The organism is Leclercia tamurae (assembly GCF_025566055.1).
In the GTDB taxonomy this organism is placed as follows: domain Bacteria; phylum Pseudomonadota; class Gammaproteobacteria; order Enterobacterales; family Enterobacteriaceae; genus Enterobacter; species Enterobacter tamurae.
On sequence record NZ_JAMHKS010000077.1, the window covers coordinates 376621 to 393308 of the forward strand.

At 62.7% G+C, this 16688-nt stretch carries 11 protein-coding genes; 5 read left to right on the forward strand and 6 right to left on the reverse strand.

The features are described from left to right. Positions 1 to 2 precede the first annotated feature (2 nt). Both M8318_RS19795 and entC read right to left on the reverse strand, forming a co-directional pair. The gene (locus tag M8318_RS19795; protein WP_262664115.1) at positions 3 to 1601 is read right to left on the reverse strand and encodes a (2,3-dihydroxybenzoyl)adenylate synthase; all 1599 of its coding nucleotides are present in this window, start codon (positions 1599 to 1601) and stop codon (positions 3 to 5) included. 9 nt (positions 1602 to 1610) lie between these two features. Then, on the reverse strand, positions 1611 to 2786 hold the full coding sequence (entC, locus tag M8318_RS19800; protein ID WP_166181824.1) for an isochorismate synthase EntC: 1176 nt from the start codon (positions 2784 to 2786) through the stop codon (positions 1611 to 1613). A 187-nt stretch (positions 2787 to 2973) separates the two neighbouring features. Here entC and fepB point away from each other — a divergent pair, with 187 nt between their 5' ends. Then, the gene (gene fepB / locus M8318_RS19805; protein WP_262664117.1) at positions 2974 to 3933 is read left to right on the forward strand and encodes a Fe2+-enterobactin ABC transporter substrate-binding protein; all 960 of its coding nucleotides are present in this window, start codon (positions 2974 to 2976) and stop codon (positions 3931 to 3933) included. A gap of 94 nt (positions 3934 to 4027) precedes the next feature. Here the strand turns inward: fepB and entS are convergent, their stop codons facing one another. Continuing rightward, entirely contained in the window at positions 4028 to 5272 is a 1245-nt protein-coding gene (gene entS, locus M8318_RS19810) for an enterobactin transporter EntS (RefSeq protein ID WP_262664118.1), read from the reverse strand. Positions 5273 to 5383: 111 nt separating this feature from the next. On the opposite strand from entS, the gene fepD reads away from it, so the two are divergent. The 3 genes from fepD to fepC are packed head-to-tail and all read left to right on the forward strand — an operon-like array spanning position 5384 to position 8168. Next, positions 5384 to 6388, forward strand: a complete 1005-nt coding sequence (fepD, locus tag M8318_RS19815; RefSeq protein WP_262664119.1) for a Fe(3+)-siderophore ABC transporter permease — start codon at positions 5384 to 5386, stop codon at positions 6386 to 6388. Further along, on the forward strand, positions 6388 to 7377 hold the full coding sequence (gene fepG, locus M8318_RS19820; protein ID WP_225759322.1) for an iron-enterobactin ABC transporter permease: 990 nt from the start codon (positions 6388 to 6390) through the stop codon (positions 7375 to 7377). The genes fepD and fepG overlap by 1 nt, the downstream gene beginning before the upstream one ends. Next, positions 7374 to 8168, forward strand: a complete 795-nt coding sequence (gene fepC, locus M8318_RS19825) for an iron-enterobactin ABC transporter ATP-binding protein (protein ID WP_262664120.1) — start codon at positions 7374 to 7376, stop codon at positions 8166 to 8168. The genes fepG and fepC overlap by 4 nt, the downstream gene beginning before the upstream one ends. Positions 8169 to 8260: 92 nt before the next feature. Here fepC and entF read toward each other — a convergent pair whose 3' ends face one another. From entF to fes, 3 genes are read right to left on the reverse strand one after another with little or no spacing between them, the layout of a single operon-like run. Next, positions 8261 to 12127, reverse strand: coding sequence for an enterobactin non-ribosomal peptide synthetase EntF (entF, locus tag M8318_RS19830; RefSeq protein ID WP_262664121.1), 3867 nt, complete (start codon positions 12125 to 12127; stop codon positions 8261 to 8263). Then, on the reverse strand, positions 12124 to 12336 hold the full coding sequence (locus M8318_RS19835; protein ID WP_166181817.1) for an MbtH family protein: 213 nt from the start codon (positions 12334 to 12336) through the stop codon (positions 12124 to 12126). The genes entF and M8318_RS19835 overlap by 4 nt, the downstream gene beginning before the upstream one ends. Positions 12337 to 12350: 14 nt before the next feature. Then, complete coding sequence (gene fes, locus M8318_RS19840) at positions 12351 to 13553, reverse strand: enterochelin esterase (RefSeq protein ID WP_262664122.1); 1203 nt, start codon at positions 13551 to 13553, stop codon at positions 12351 to 12353. A gap of 254 nt (positions 13554 to 13807) precedes the next feature. Between fes and M8318_RS19845 the strand changes: the two genes are divergently transcribed. Then, positions 13808 to 16048, forward strand: coding sequence for a TonB-dependent siderophore receptor (locus M8318_RS19845; protein WP_262664123.1), 2241 nt, complete (start codon positions 13808 to 13810; stop codon positions 16046 to 16048). Positions 16049 to 16688: the final 640 nt, after the last annotated feature.

Below are 16688 nucleotides of genomic sequence, written 5' to 3' on the forward strand. Positions count from 1 at the left end.
CCTCAGCCCTGCGCCCGTTCGGCCAGCCACAGGCGTAATTGTTTTTTATCGACTTTGCCTACCGGCGTCAGGGGCAGTGCCTCCAGGCACTCCACGCGATCCGGCAGTTTGAATTCAGCCACGCCCTGCTCGCGCAGGAAGCGGCGCACCTCGACCGCGCGCAGGGGCTGTTTCACCACCAGATACGCGCAACTCTTCTCGCCCAGCAGGCTGTCCTCCATGCTGACCAGCGCGGCGTGGATCACCGCCTCGTGGCGCAGGAGCAGGTTTTCTACCTCTTCGGCGGCAATTTTTTCCCCGCCACGGTTGATCTGATCTTTCTCACGCCCCTGCACGGTGATGTAGCCCTGCTCGTCGATGGCGATCAGATCCCCGGAGCAGTAAAAGCCGTTGGCATCAAAAGCGCTGGCGTTGTGTTCCGGGCTCTTGTAGTAGCCGCGGAAGGTGTAAGGCCCGCGGGTCATCAGACGCCCGACCTCGCCGCGCGGCAGCGGATTGCCGTGCTCATCGGCTACCCACACTTCGTCATCCGCGCACATCGGGCGGCCCTGGGTATTCATGATGCGTTCCGGGGCATCGTCCAGCGCGGTGTAGTTCACCAGCCCCTCGGCCATGCCAAACACCTGCTGGAGCTGGCAGCCGATCTCCGCCGGAATGCGGGCCGCCAGGGTGGCGGAGAGTCGCGCCCCGCCCACCTGCAACAGCTGCAGCGAGGCCAGTTGGGCATTGCCTGCCCCTTCTGCGATGGCCTGTAGCCACAGGCTGACCGCAGGCGGCACCAGCGAGGTGACGGTGATCTGATGCTGTGCGATCAGCGGGAAGCAGAGCGTGGCGCTCGGATCGTTGGCCAGCACCACGCAGCCCCCGGCCATAAAGATCCCCAGCGAGCCGGGGGAACTCATCGCGAAATTGTGCGCCGCCGGGAGGGCGTTCAGGTAGCGGGTTTGCGCACTAATACCGCAGATCTCGTTGCTGCGACGGATGCTGTAGTAATAGTCGTTGTGCGTGCGCGGGATCAGCTTTGGCGTGCCGGTGCTGCCGCCGGAGAGCTGGAAGAAAGCTACCTCATCGGCCGGGGTCGGGCTGGGGATAAAGTTCTCTGCCGGGCGGGCGATCTCTGTCTCCAGCCCTTCGCCGCGCAGCAATACCACCCGCACGGAGGGGTGCTGATCGACAAAGGAATTGATGAAGTCGTCGCCAGCAAACAGCCCATGTGCACGGTCGGCAATCAACAGCGTGGGTTCAATCTGGCTGGCGTAGGCGTTCAGCTCGCTGCGCTGATGGCTGAAGAGGGCATTGACCGGGGCCACGCCCACCTGCAACAGCGCGAAAAAGGTAATGTAGAACTCGGCGACGTTGCCCAGCTGCACGAGGGCGGTTTCGCCCCGCTGGACACCCTGCGCCTGCAGGGCCGCCGCGAGATTATTGACGGACTGCTGGAACTGGCGCCAGGTGATGCGGCGTTCGCCGTCGATAATCGCCAGCGCATCGCTGTCGGCGTGGCGGGTCAGGATCTCTGTCAGGGGCAGATCCTGCCAGTAGCCTTTCTCACGGTAGCGGCGAGCGAAGTCGTCGGGCCAGCGGGTAAAGGGAATAGTCATGGTGGATCCTTAGTGCAGGCCGAAAACGTTGAGCATGGTAGTCAGTTTGACGCCGGTCTCGCGCCACTCGGCCACCGGTGAGGAGGCAGGGACAATTCCGGCGCCAGCAAACAGGCGCACGCTGTTGGCGCGAAGGCGCGCGCAGCGGATGGTCACTACCCACTCGCCGTTGCCTTCGCTGTCGCACCAGCCGACGATGCCGCCGAACAGTTCGCGGTCGAACGGCTCCAGCTCGGCAATCAGTTCTTTCGCCGCCTGGTGCGGGAAGCCGCTCAGGGCCGGGGTCGGGTGCAGCAGGCAGGCCAGGGTCAGGGCGTTTTCATCTTCACGCGCGTCGCCTTCCACCGGGGTGGCGAGGTGCCACAGGGTCGGGGTGGTCACCAGCTGCGGAGAAGCAGGCATGGTCAGCTGATGGCTGCGCGGGGTCAGGACCGCTTTCATCGCCTGGGTGACCAACTCATGTTCATGACGATCTTTTGCCGAGGCCAGCAGCTTGTTGCCCGCCTCGCGATCGAGCATGTCGTCCGGCTGACGCCGCGCGGAACCGGCCAGCGGCAGGGAGCTGAAATGCGCCCCCTCTTTACGTAGCAACAGTTCGGGGCTGGCGCCGAGCAGCACCCCGCCATCCTCCAGCGGGACGTGGAAGTTAAAGCTGGCCGGGTTCTGGGCAATCAGTTTTTCCAGCAGCGCGCCGCTGTCGAGATTCTGTTCAGTGGTGATATCGATCAGGCGCGACAGCACCACCTTATTGACGCGCGGGGTGGCGGTCAGGGCGGCGGCGCGGGCCACCATCTCTTCAAAGGCTAACTGGGCCGGGATCTCGGTGCGGGATGTGACCGTCAGCGGTGAGGTCCGGGTGGCATAGCGGGCAGACTGCTGGCGCGCCGGGCGGGCAAAGCTTTGCCACTCCTGCGGAATGAACAGCGACGACGGCTGGCGGGTATCAAAGGGGATCGCCCCCACCATCACCGGGTTAGCAATCCCGGCGGCTTTGGCGTCGGCAAAGGCCTGCGCCAGCTGCTGCTGAAACGCGCTGGCCGGATCGTCGCCGCCGACGGCTGGGGTGGAAAATCGGGCAAAACAGCCAGACGTAGTAAAGCTGCGATAAGGCGACATAAAGAAGAAGCTCTCTTTTTGCAGCGTGGTCGCGGTGTGCTGAACGTCCTCAGCCAGTGACGTATCCATATCATCCTCCTGAAATGATAAAAGCAGTAAGAATTATTATCATTTATATTTTCGCTGGCTAACCTAATCCCAGAGCGCGATGGTGTCAACCGTCGACGGCGCAACTTGTGCGACTATCGCTTGCATCCCGGCGGTTCATTTATGAAAATGAGAAGCATTAACCCCAACGAAAACAGGATGCCCCTTAGTGAAACTGCCCGCTGTTTGTCGTAACACCCTGCTTTTAACGGGACTTTTAATTTCAGGATTAACCTCAGCGCTGGCCGCCGACTGGCCGCGTCAGGTCACGGACAGTCACGGAACCCACACGCTGGACAGCAAACCGACGCGGATTGTCTCCACCAGCGTCACCCTCACCGGCTCGCTGCTGGCGATTGATGCCCCGGTGATTGCCAGCGGGGCGACCACGCCAAACAACCGGGTGGCGGACGATCAGGGCTTTTTGCGCCAGTGGGGCGAGGTGGCTAAACAGCGCAAGCTCGCACGCCTGTACATCGGTGAGCCGAGTGCCGAAGCCGTTGCCGCCCAGATGCCGGATCTGATCCTGGTCAGCGCCACCGGCGGGGATTCTGCCGTGGCGCTCTACGATCAGCTCTCGGCCATCGCCCCGACGCTGGTGATCAACTACGACGACAAAAGCTGGCAGGCGCTGCTGACCCAGCTGGGGACCATTACCGGACAGGAGAAGCAGGCTGCGGCGCGGATTGCGGAGTTTGATACACAGCTCACCCGGGTGAAACAGCAGCTGAAGCAGCCCCCGCAGCCGGTGAACGCCATTGTCTATACCGCCGCGGCCCACAGCGCCAACCTCTGGACCGCCGAGTCGGCGCAGGGCAAGCTGCTGCAACAGCTGGGCTTCACGCTTGCCACCCCGCCCGCCGGGCTGAACGCCTCCCAGAGCCAGGGCAAGCGCCACGACATTGTGCAGTTAGGGGGTGAAAACCTGGCGACCGGGCTGAACGGCGAAGGGCTGTTCCTGTTTGCCGGGGATCAGAAGGATGTGAATGCGATCTACGCCAACCCGCTGCTGGCCCATCTGCCAGCGGTGCAAAACAAACGCGTCTGGGCGCTGGGTACCGAGACTTTCCGTCTGGATTACTTCAGCGCGATGCGGGTATTAGGGCGTTTAGAGGAATTATTTAAATAAAGGGCTCTGACCCCGTAGGCCCGGCAAGCGCAGCGCCGCCGGGCGCTTTTGCCGGGTGGCGGCTACGCCTTACACGGCCTACAAAACCCAACCATTATACTTCTTCAATAACTGTCGGCTCCTGCCGGAACCGGCGTAACTCCGCCAGGGCCACCAGCAGTATCGCCCCTACCATCGCCAGCACAAACCCGCTGGTGCTGGCCGAGGCCACCGGGGTCATTATCACTCCCAGCCCACCGAGAATGGCGGCGCCTATGGCATCACCCGTCACGTTCTGCGCCGTCCACAGACCGTTGATGCGTCCGAGCATCGCTTCCGGAGTCTGGGTCTGGATCAGGGTATATTGCAGCAGCGAGCTGACCGCGCTCAGCCAGCCAAACAGCGCCAGACAGATCACGCCCAGCGCCCAGACCGGCATCAGGCTGAAGAAACCAATCGCAATAAACGAGGCCAGGGTCGCCAGCAGCATAATCAGCCCCGGGCGGGCACTCTGCGCCAGGTTACCGCTGGTGAGCGCGCCAAAAGCCGCCCCCAGCGGGATCGCCGCATACAGCAGGCCAATCTGCGACACGCTCATCTGCCACTCCATCGCCAGTGCCGGATAGAGTACCCGCACCGCGCTGGCCATCGTCAGCAGGCCGCCCAGCAGGGCGATGCCGCCAATCAGCGGATTACTGAACAGAAAACGGATCGCCGCCATCAGCGATTTCAGCGGATGTTCACGCGGCTGCGGCGGTGGCGGCAGCAGCGGCAGACGCAGCAGGGTTAAGGTGGTGATAAAGGTCCCCGCCGCCGCCAGGCCATAGTTCCAGGCCACATTGCCGGTGCCGAGCAGCAGGCCGCCCACCATCGGTGAGATCACCGACCCCAGACGCACGGTCAGCATGGTGATCGCCCCCGCCTGCATCAGGTTTTCACGCCCTACCAGCGCCGGTGTCGCTGCCAGCAGCGCCGTCACCCCTATTGATGCAAAAAATCCGTCCCACAGGCCCAGGGCATAGATGGCAATCAACGACGGCTCCGGCAACATCGCATTCAGACAGAGACCGACAAATCCCACCCCACAGGTGCCGCGCGCCAGCAAAATCAGCTTTTTACGCTCGTAGCGATCCGCCAGTACCCCGCCGACCATCAGACCGATAAACATTGCTCCGCCGGTCAGGGTGACGGCCAGCCCCACCAGCCAGCTGGAGTGGGTCATCATCTGGATTTGCACCGGTACGGCCACGCCGAGCAGGCCAAGGGATAAAATGGAGATAAAACGGGCAATAAAAACAGCACGAAACGCCGGATGGGTCTTCAACAGGCTGAGGTTGAGCAGCCAGGATTGTCGGGTCATTACAAAGCCTTAATGGTTTCTTTTGTACCAATTCCATGGCCGCACATGCTAACATAGATAAATAAGATAGATAACGATAATTACTATCATTATCAAATCATGGACGTTGCTATGTCGTACTCCTCTTCCGCGTCACGCGCCCTTGCCGTGCCCGGTTTACTGCTGCTACTCACGTTTGCGATTGCCCTCAGCCTGTCGGTGGGTGCGAAACCGCTGCCGTTTTCCGTGGTGGTCGATGCCCTCACCGCCACCTGTCAAAGCGCCGACTGCACCATCGTGCGGGATGCCCGTCTGCCGCGCACCCTCGCCGGACTGCTGGCGGGTGCCGCTCTCGGTCTCGCCGGGGCGCTGATGCAAACCCTGACCCGCAATCCGCTGGCCGACCCGGGCATTCTCGGCGTTAACGCCGGGGCCAGCTTTGCCATTGTGCTGGGCGCGGCGCTGTTTGGTTTCTCCTCCCCCGGCGAACAGCTGGTGATGGCCCTGTGTGGGGCCTTTGCCGCCTCATTACTGGTGGCCTTTACCGGCAGCCAGGGCGGAGGCCAGCTCAGCCCGGTGCGCCTGACCCTGGCGGGCGTGGCGCTGGGCGCGGTGCTGGACGGTTTATCCAACGGCATCGCCCTGCTTAACCCGGACGTTTACGATCAGCTGCGCTTCTGGCAGGCGGGCTCGCTGGATATCCGCACCCTGCAAACCTTACAGGTGGTGAGCGTGCCGGTGCTGATCGCCGCCGTCGTGGCGCTGCTGTTAAGCCGGGCGCTCAACAGCCTGAGCCTCGGCAGCGACACCGCCACCGCCCTCGGCAGTCGCGTGGCGCGTACCCAGTTGCTCGGATTACTGACCATCACCGTTCTGTGCGGCAGCGCCACGGCAGTGGTCGGCCCTATCGCCTTTATCGGCCTGATGATGCCGCACATGGCACGCTGGCTGGTGGGGGCCGATCACCGCTGGTCCCTGCCGGTGACGCTGCTTGCCACCCCTGCCCTGCTGCTGTTTGCCGATATTATCGGACGCCTGCTGGTGCCCGGCGAGCTGCGGGTATCGGTGGTCAGCGCCTTTATCGGCGCGCCGGTGCTGATCTTCCTGGTACGCCGCAAGCGCGGAGGTGGACTGTGATGGCCCCATCCCGTCGTTTAGTTATCAGCTGCCTGATGCTGATACTGGTCAGCCTCGGCGTGGCCCTGTTTAGCCTGCGCAGCGGGGCGGTGACGCTTGATTTCGCCCAGGTCTTCAATGCCCTCACCGGCAGCGCGCCGCGCAATATCACCATGGTGGTCACCGAATGGCGCTTACCAAGGGTGATGATGGCCCTGCTGGTGGGTGCAGCTCTGGGGATCAGCGGCGCGATTTTCCAGTCGCTGATGCGCAACCCGCTGGGCAGTCCGGACGTGATGGGCTTTAACACCGGGGCCTGGAGCGGCGTGCTGGTGGCGATGGTGCTGTTTGGTCAACACCTGACGGCCATTACCCTGGCGGCGATGGCGGGCGGGATCCTCACCTCGCTGATCGTCTGGGGGCTGGCGTGGCGTGACGGGATCGAAACCTTCCGCCTGATTATCATTGGCATCGGCATGCGCGCCATGCTGATGGCCTTTAACACCTGGCTGCTGCTGCAGGCCTCGCTGGAGACCTCGCTCTCTGCCGGGCTGTGGTTCGCCGGGTCGCTCAACGGCCTGACGTGGGCCAAAACCCTGCCCGCCGCCCCGCTGATCCTGCTGATGTTTGTCTGTGCCTTGCTGCTGGTGAAGCGCATGCGTCTGCTGGAGATGGGTGACGACAGCGCCTGCGCGCTGGGGGTCAGCGTTGAGCGTTCGCGACTGCTGCTGATGCTGGTAGCGGTGGTATTAACCGCAGCCGCGACGGCCATTGCCGGGCCGATCTCCTTTATTGCGCTGGTAGCACCGCACATCGCCCGCCGCCTGAGCGGCACCGCCCGCTGGGGGTTAACCCAGTCGGCGCTGTGCGGATCGCTGCTGCTGCTGGCGGCGGATCTCTGCGCCCAGCAGCTGTTTATGCCGTATCAACTTCCGGTGGGGGTCGTGACCGTCAGTCTTGGCGGCATCTACCTCATCGTCTTGCTTGTTCAGGAGTCCCGCAAGAAATGAGTGCCAATCTAACCCGCTTGCGCGGCGAAAATCTGACCCTCGGCTACGGTAAAAAAATCGTGGCCGAGGATCTGCAGGTGGCGATCCCCGACGGCCACTTCACCGCCATTATCGGCCCCAACGGCTGCGGCAAGTCGACGCTGCTGCGCACCCTCAGCCGCCTGATGACCCCGCTGCACGGCAATGTGTTTCTGGACGGGGAGCAGATCCAGCGCTATGCCAGCAAAGAGGTGGCGCGCCGGGTCGGGCTGCTGGCGCAAAACGCCACTACGCCGGGGGATATCACAGTGCAGGAGCTGGTGGCGCGCGGGCGCTATCCGCACCAGCCGCTGTTCACCCGCTGGCGTAAAGAGGATGACGTGGCGGTCACGAAAGCGATGCAGGCCACCGGGATTACCGATCTGGCGGCGCAGAGCGTGGACACCCTCTCCGGGGGGCAGCGCCAGCGGGCGTGGATTGCGATGGTGCTGGCCCAGGAGACGTCGATCATGCTGCTGGACGAGCCGACCACCTGGCTGGACATCAGCCATCAGATCGATCTCCTGGAGCTGCTGAGCGACCTGAACCGCACCCAGGGCTTTACCCTGGCTGCGGTGCTGCACGACCTCAACCAGGCCTGTCGCTATGCCACCCATTTGATTGCCCTGCGCGACGGAAAGATTGTGGCCGAGGGGGCACCGAAAGAGATTGTCACCCCGGCGTTGATCGAGCGGATCTACGGGATGCGCTGCATGATTATTGACGATCCGGTAGCGGGCACCCCGCTGGTGGTACCTTTAGGCCGACGTTAAATGCCTGGTGGCGGCTTCGCCTTACCCGGCCTACGAACCCATTACGGCGCGGACCGTAGGCCCGGCAAGCGCAGCGCCGCCGGGCGTTTTCACTACTCTAATATCCCTTTCAACACCGGTCCTATCGTCTCAAACGCCTGCGGGGAGATGATGTCTACGTGGGCGCAGTCCTGGTGATAGACCTCCAGCTCCCCTACCCACGGTGTCCAGGCGGCGAGCGGATCCATCGTCCGCGTGCGTTCGGCAACAAACAGCGTCGCTTTGCCGTCAAACGTTGCACTGTGCGCCGTGGTCAGGAGACGCACCGCATCGGCATAGTTGCCTTCGATGGCGCTGAACAGCTCCCCGGATGCCTGCCCCTGTTGAGCGGCGAGGAACGCCTGACGCTCACGCTCGATCTCCGCTAACACTTCCGGATCGAGGCCGTTAGCCTCTTTTTCGGACCAGTTTTGCGTCTCCGGCGGCCAGGTATCCAGCAGGCCGAGGAACGCCACCTCTTCACCCTGCGCGCGCAGGCGGGCGGCGATGCCCTGGGCCAGCGTGCCGCCCAGCGAATAGCCGAACAGATGATAGGGCCCGTGCGGTTGCTGAGCGCGCAGCGTGGCCAGATGCTGATCGATCACCTCATCCAGGGTGGCGCAGTGCTGCATCGGCCCCGGTCGCGGCGACTGGATACCCACGATCGACCAGCGCGGATGGAGGTAGCGCGCCAGGACGCTGAACTGCCAGGCGAATCCGGAGGCCGGATGGAAGCAGAACAGCGTCGGGCCGTGGCTTTCGCGCAGGGGCAATATCGTCTCGTACCCCAGACGCCGGGCCTGCTCGTCGCTGATGTCGGATGCCAGCAACGCGCTCAGCTTGCCCACCGTCGAGGCTACCATCACCTGCCCAGGGGTAACCTGGCGGGTAAAGTGACGGCTCAGACTGGCGGCAAGACGCATCGCCAGCAGCGAGTGGCCGCCGAGGGCAAAGAAATCCGCCTCGATATCGTTGATCTCGCAGCCCAGCAGCGTAGAGAACGCCGCGGCAATCGCCTTTTCGGTTTCACTTTCCGGGGCGCGGCCCTGGGTTTTTACCGTTAGTTCCGGCAGCGGTAGCGCCTTGCGATCCAGCTTACCGTTGGCGCTGAGTGGCAGCGCGCTGAGCTGCAGCAACACCACCGGCACCATATGGGGCGGCAGCTGGGTTTTCAGTTCAGCCAGCAACGCGTCGCGGTCCAGCGGCAGGCCGGACTCCGACACCACGTAGCCCACCAGCTGGCGGGCATCACCGCCGGTAGCCGCCGCCTGGTTGATGACGCAGGCATGGGTCACCGCCTGGGCCACGTCCGGCAGGGTCAGCATTGCCCGGTCGATTTCCCCCAGCTCAATGCGCTGGCCGCGGATTTTCAGCTGATCGTCGCTGCGGCCGAGATATTCCACCGCGCCGTTATCCAGCCAGCGGGCCACGTCTCCGGTGCGATACATGCGCTCGCCCGGCGCGAACGGGTCGGCGATAAAGCGGCTGGCGGTCAGATCCGGACGGCCCAGATACCCCTGCGCCAGCTGGATGCCGGTGAGATAAAGATCCCCCGCCACGCCGAACGGCACCGGACGCATCATCGCATCCAGAATGCGCAGGCCGGTATTCCACACCGGGAAGCCGATCGGCACGCTGTTGCCCTCCACTGCCGCCAGTTCCGGGCCAAAGGCCGGATACCAGCTGACATCCACCGCTGCTTCGGTGGGGCCATACAGATTATGCAGCGGCGCGTGGGTGAGTTGCTCCCACTCCCGGCACAGGGCGGTTGGCAGGGCTTCGCCGCTGCAGAACACCTGTTTCAGGCTGGCGCAGCAGGCGACGTTTTCCGGGGTCAGCGAGGCGACAAAGGCCGCCAGCATCGAGGGGACAAAATGGGTGGTGGTGACGCCGTACTTCGCGAAGAAATCCTGCATCGCCAGCGGGTCGCGGTGCGCCTCCGGCTCGGCCATCACCAGCTTCGCCCCGGCGATAAACGGCCACCAAAACTCCCATACCGAGACGTCAAAGCTGCACGGCGTTTTCTGGGCCACCACGTCTGCGGCGGTGAGCGGGTAGTGGTTTTGCATCCACAGCAGGCGGTTGACGATGGCGGTCTGGCCGACCATCACCCCTTTCGGCCGCCCTGTCGAGCCGGAGGTAAAGATGATATAGGCGGTCTGTTCCGGGGCACTGAGGTTGAGCGGTGCGCTGCCCTCAGCATTGAATAGTGTGTTGTAACTAAATACCGCCACGGGCAGATGGCTGAAGCGCGGGCGCTGGTCGTCAGTAGTAATGAGCAGCGACGGTTTCGCGTCCTCGATCATCATCTGCAGGCGGTCGTCGGGATAGCCGGTGTCCAGCGGCAGCCACGCGGCCCCTGCTTCGACGATGGCGTGCAGGGCCAGGGTCAGGAATACCGAACGCGGTAGCGCCACCGCCACGCTGTCGCCGGGCTTCACGCCCCGGGCACGGAGCTGGTTCGCCAGGGCCACCACCTGCTCGCGCATCTGGCGATACGTTAATTCGTATTGCGCATCGGCCAGCGCCGGGGCGTCCGGGGTTTTCGCCGCCTGCTCTGCCACCAGCCCGCTCAGGGTGGTGAGCGGCAGAGAAACCGCTGTCTGGTTAATCTTTTCCAGCTGCTGATATTCGGCGTCGGAAACCGTTTCGGCCTCCCCGCAGCGCAGGTCGATATTGGCGGCAAACTGCGCCAATATCCCATGCAGGCGCCCGACGTGGCGCACCAGGGTGGCCTCATCGTAACGCTGCTTGTTGGCGAGGATCTCAATGCTCAGACCGCCCTCCTCGTCCGGGAACAGTGCCATCTCCAGGTCGTTGACCGGGCCGGTGGCGAGAGTGTGAGTCACCGCCTGCACGCCTTCGATATCCAGCTGGTAATCGAAGACCTTAACGTTGAACACCGGGCCAAACAGCGCTTCGTCGCTGGCGGCGCGCCCGCTGTCGCGGACAATCTGCTCGGCGTCGTAACGCTGATGGCGGCGCATCTTTTTCATCTGCCCGGCCAGGCGCTGGGCCAGCTCCGGCAGGGTTTCCAGCGGATTAATCTTCACCGCCAGCGGCAGGACGTTCAGCACCGGGCCGGTAGCGGTCAGCGCCGCGGAGCCCATCCGGCGCATAAAGATAAACCCGGCGGCATAGTTCATCCGTCCGGTGAGGCGGGCCAGCCACAGGGCTACCAGCGCCAGGGCGAGGTCGGTGCGCTGGGTCTGGCTGGTCGTGGTTAAACGGCTGAAGGCCTGACGATCGGCGGTCAGCTTCAGGCGCAGAATATCGGTGGTGGCAGCGCGACCCGGCAGCGGTGCACTGGAGAGCGATACCGGCGGCGGGAGCTGCTGGCGCTGTTCGCCCCAGAAGGTGCCGTCGCGCACATATGCTTCGCTGTCGCGGTAGCGCTGATACTCCTCCACCACCTCCGCAAACGGCGTAAACGGCGATTCCGGCGTGGCATCGCCGTCAGACCAGCCGCGATAAATGGCGGCGATCTGGCGGGTAATGGCCGGGAAGCTGAAGCCATCCACCACCAGATGGTGATAACGCTGATACCAGTACCAGCGGTTGTCTGCCACCTGAATCAGCAGGTGGAAGGCCAGCGGCTGGCCGCTGTCGACGCGCAGGTTCTGGTTAAGATCGGTGTGCATCTGCGCCAGTGCCGCGGCATGCGGATCGGCGTCAGCACGCAGGTCGATGATCTGCGGCGGCGGCAGGATCAGGGTGTCGTCCACCCACTGGCGGATCTCGCCGTTGTCTTCGGTAAAACGCATGCGCAGGGTATCGGCCTGCATCATGCCCACCACCACCGCTTTCGCCAGCAGGGGTGCGTCAACCGGGCCGGTCAGCTCGACGTAGTGAGCCACGCTCCAGGCGTTAGGCAGGTCGGAAAGCTGTTCCGCCATCCAGATCCCCGGCTGGGCGGCCACGAGAGGAAGTTGTGCGCTCATGGGTTCACCTGTGCAAAATGGGCCGGGATCAGGGTTTGCCACCGGGCGGCAAGCCACTGCTGACAGGCGTCCTGCGACTGCGGCTCGCACACTACGCGCCAGCCGTCGGGTAAGGCGCACTGCTGCGGCCACAGGCTGTACTGCTGCTGCGCGTTTTGCACAATGGCGAACAGACCCTGCGGATCGTCGAAGGGGTTACTGAATTCCATACCAGACTCCGTCATTAAATAATCGGCTGCCAGAGAGTCATCAGCCCCTGCGTCAGCCCTCCCCGCCAGCAAAGTGCATCATGTCCGCCGTCCACCGGGCGCCAGATAACCGACGGCTGCGTGTGCTGCAGTTCGGCGTAGAGCGTCTGACAGGCGCGGTAGATCAGCGGTTCCCGTCGCCCCGCCTCAAGGACAATGCGCAGCCCCTGCGCCGACAGCTGTTGGTTTTTAAGTTGTTCGATAATCTCGCCGTCCTGCTTGCCCCCGCGATGCGGCCACCAGAAGGAGCCCGACTGGCTGAGCACGCAGCCGAAACGCGCGGGCCAGTGCAGCCCGGCATAGAGCGCGGAAAGGCCGCCAAAGCTCTGCCCGGCGACCACCGTGCGGTCGGCGCGATCGCTGAACGGGGCCAGCTTGCGCACCTGCGGAAGGAATTCCTCCTGCAAGGCCCGCCAGAAGTCGGGGTTACAGGGCAGCTCGCGGCTGCGATGGGCGGTGTCGATCACATCGATCAGCACGTAGACCGCGGGGGGCAGTTGGCCTGCGGTGGTGAGCGCAGAAAGCGCGGGCCAGACCGGCATGCTTTCGGCCCAGAACTGGCCGTCGAGCAGCACCGCCAGCGGACGTTCTTGTACGTTTTCCTCACCGGTAGTGAAGATCCACACCCGGCGGGTGTTGCCGAGCCTGGCGCTCTGCCAGGAAACAGACTGCGGGGGAATATAAGGGGTGTCAGGCTGATTCCAGCCGGGCTGAACCGGGGCCTCGGGCATCTCCAGCGCCGACACCGGGTGGCCGCGGCCGCCGCGCCAGTGCTGGCCGTTAAGCGGATCGGCAATCGCGCGAGGCAAAAGCTTGCGCCAGCCTTCACGCAGGGCCATGCGGTCCGGCGGATCGGTGGCAAACACCGCCTTACTGAAGTCGTCTTCATTAACAGAGGGGATAAAACAGTAGCTGCCCCGCCAGTGTGGGCTGAACTCGCCCTGCCACTGCCAGACGTCGGTTCCGGCAATGCGCGCCAGCGTCTGCGGGCGGGCATTGTGATGGTGATCGGTCACGCCGGTGATATACAGCCACACCCGCTTCAGGGGCGAGGAGTGCTCTGTTCCGCCCGGATCGCGCCACCAGAAAGTCACCCGGTAATGGTCCCCTTCCCGCACCCACTCGGGCCCCTGTTTCGACTGCCACCAGCCGTCGCTTCCCGTTTCCAGCGTCGTCACCGATATAACCCCATGACCTGTTCGGTTTTTTTGATTAAAGATAAACAATATCGATAATATTATTGATAACTATTTTCATTTGCAATAGCGTATGGGCGCGCTGTGGGAAGCGCGAACAGTAAATAACCATGCCATGCGCTGCGTACTGACTCAGGGTCGAGGGGTTTTCGCAGACTGCGGGCGATATCCTTCCGCCGCCTCATCCATTCGGGACGGAGCCCTGAGGCATGCGGCATTGAAAAGCAGGACAGACAATGAATAATAAGCTTCACTCACTGGCCTTACTGGTCAATCTGGGGATTTACGGTGTGGCCCTGCCTGCGATGGCAGCCGAAACCGCAGGCAACGAAGACACTATGGTGATCACCGCCGCCGAGCAGAACCTGCAGGCGCCGGGCGTATCGACCATCACCGCCGATGAAATTCGTAAAAACCCGGCAGCACGCGATGTGTCTGAGATCATCCGCACCATGCCGGGCGTGAACCTCACCGGTAACTCCACCAGCGGCCAGCGCGGCAACAATCGCCAGATTGATATTCGCGGCATGGGCCCGGAAAATACCCTGATCCTGATTGACGGTAAGCCGGTAACCAGCCGCAACTCTATCCGTCTGGGCTGGCGCGGCGAGCGTGATACCCGCGGCGATACCGGCTGGGTGCCGCCAGAGATGATCGAGCGCATCGAAGTGATCCGTGGCCCGGCAGCAGCGCGATACGGCAACGGCGCGGCGGGTGGCGTGGTGAACATCATCACCAAAAAGGTCAGCAACGAGTGGCATGGCTCCTGGAACACCTATCTGAATGCCCCTGAGCATGACGAAGAGGGCTCCACCAAACGCACCAACTTCAGCCTGAATGGCCCGCTGGGCGGGGATTTTAGCTTCCGTCTGTATGGCAACCTGGATAAAACCCAGGCCGACGCCTGGGACATTAACCAGGGCCATCAGTCTGAGCGTACCGGCGCCTATGCCGATACCCTGCCAGCCGGACGCGAAGGGGTCGAGAATAAAGACGTCAACGGCGTGCTGCGCTGGGACTTTGCCCCGATGCAGGCCCTGCAGTTCGAAGCCGGTTACAGCCGTCAGAACAACCTCTACGCGGGCGATACCCAGAACACCAACAACGACAACAGCAGCAACGGGCTGGTGAAGAAGAACTACGGCAAAGAGACCAATCGTCTCTATCGCCAGAACTTCGCCCTGACCTGGACCGGCGGCTGGGATAACGGTATCACCACCAACAACTGGGCGCAGTACGAACATACCCGCAACTCTCGTCTCGGCGAAGGGCTGGCGGGCGGTCTGGAGGGGCTGTTCAACAGCAACAAGTTCACCGATACCGACCTGTCCGACGTGATGCTGCACAGCGAAATTAGCCTGCCGATCGACTTTATCGTTAACCAGAACCTGACGCTGGGCGCCGAGTGGGATCAGCAGCGGATGAAAGATATGTCCTCCAACGGCCAGGCCCTGCAGGGCGGTGCGGTTCCGGGGATAAGCGACAGCCGCAGCCCGTACTCCGATGCGGAAATTTTCTCCCTGTTCGCGGAGAACAACATGGAGCTGACCGACAGCACCATGCTGACCCCGGCGCTGCGCTTCGACCATCACTCCATCGTGGGCAACAACTGGAGCCCGTCCCTGAACCTGTCCCAGGGTCTGGGAGATGATTTTACCCTGAAGATGGGCATCGCCCGGGCCTATAAAGCCCCGAGTCTGTACCAGACCAACCCGAACTACCTGCTCTACAGTAAGGGCCAGGGTTGCTACGCAAGTTCCGACGGCGTCGGCTGCTATATGCTGGGTAACGAGGATCTGAAAGCCGAAACCAGCATCAACAAAGAGATCGGCCTGGAGTGGAAACGCGACGGCTGGCTGGCGGGCGTGACCTGGTTCCGTAACGACTATCGCGACAAGATTGAAGCGGGCTATGCGCCGGTGGGCCAGACGTCGCTCGGCAGAACCCGCACCGATATTTACCAGTGGGAAAACGTGCCGAAAGCGGTGGTGGAAGGGCTGGAAGGCACCCTGAACGTGCCGGTCAGCGATACCATCAACTGGACCAACAACATCACCTACATGCTGCAAAGCAAGAACAAGGAGACCGGCGACCGTCTGTCGATCATCCCGGAGTACACGCTGAACTCAACCCTGAGCTGGCAGGTACAGCAGGATGTCTCCCTGCAGTCGACCTTCACCTGGTACGGCAAGCAGCAGCCGAAGAAGTACAACTACAAAGGCCAGCCGGCGAGCGGATCGGAGCTGGATGAAGTCAGCCCTTACAGCATCGTTGGCCTGAGCGCGACCTGGGACGTGACCAAATACGTCAGCCTGACCGGCGGCGTGGATAACGTCTTCGATAAACGCCAGTGGCGTGCGGGGAATGCCCAGACCACCGGGAATACCACCACCGGGGCCTATATGTATGGCGCAGGGGCCTATACCTATAACGAACCGGGCCGCACCTGGTATATGAGCGTGAATACGCAGTTCTGACAAAAGCAAAAAGGCAACGTGAGTTGCCTTTTTCTTTGTTGCCTCTCCACCTGCACCGAGCTTCGCCCGGCGGCGCTGCGCTTGCACGGGCCTACAAAATCGAGCCAACACACGCAAAATATCTCCCTCTCCTCTCGCTCAACCCCGGAAGGCTTATCGCAAAAATTAAAGCAATGAAGAAAATCACTAAAGAATAAGCCACTTACAGCGACTCCCTGGTCCGGCTGAAAATCGCCGAAGCGTTTCCTGTAGCCAGGGGCGACGCGCATGGATGCGCGGCGAGGGCGCATTTACAGGGACGTTACCTGCGCCCGCCCCCGTCAGGCGAAAGGAATAAGCTGAGGGCACCGCGTAGCGGCGATTTTCGTTGCCGGGAGCCGGGGTAGCCAGGGGGGAGGCGGCGAGCCCCCCTGGCACGTTCACGTGTGATATGGTTGATAGAGAAGTGCAGAACGAAAAGTGAACGGAACAACCACCTCAGTCACATGTTCCCCTCACCCTAACCCTCTCCCCTGTACGGTCCGGGGACATCATGAACACTTGTTCGGGGACATGGTAGACACTTACAACTAAGGCATAAGAACCCGTCTGTGGAGTCGCTTATGCCGTGGGATGCGAGAGATACCATGTCACTACGTAC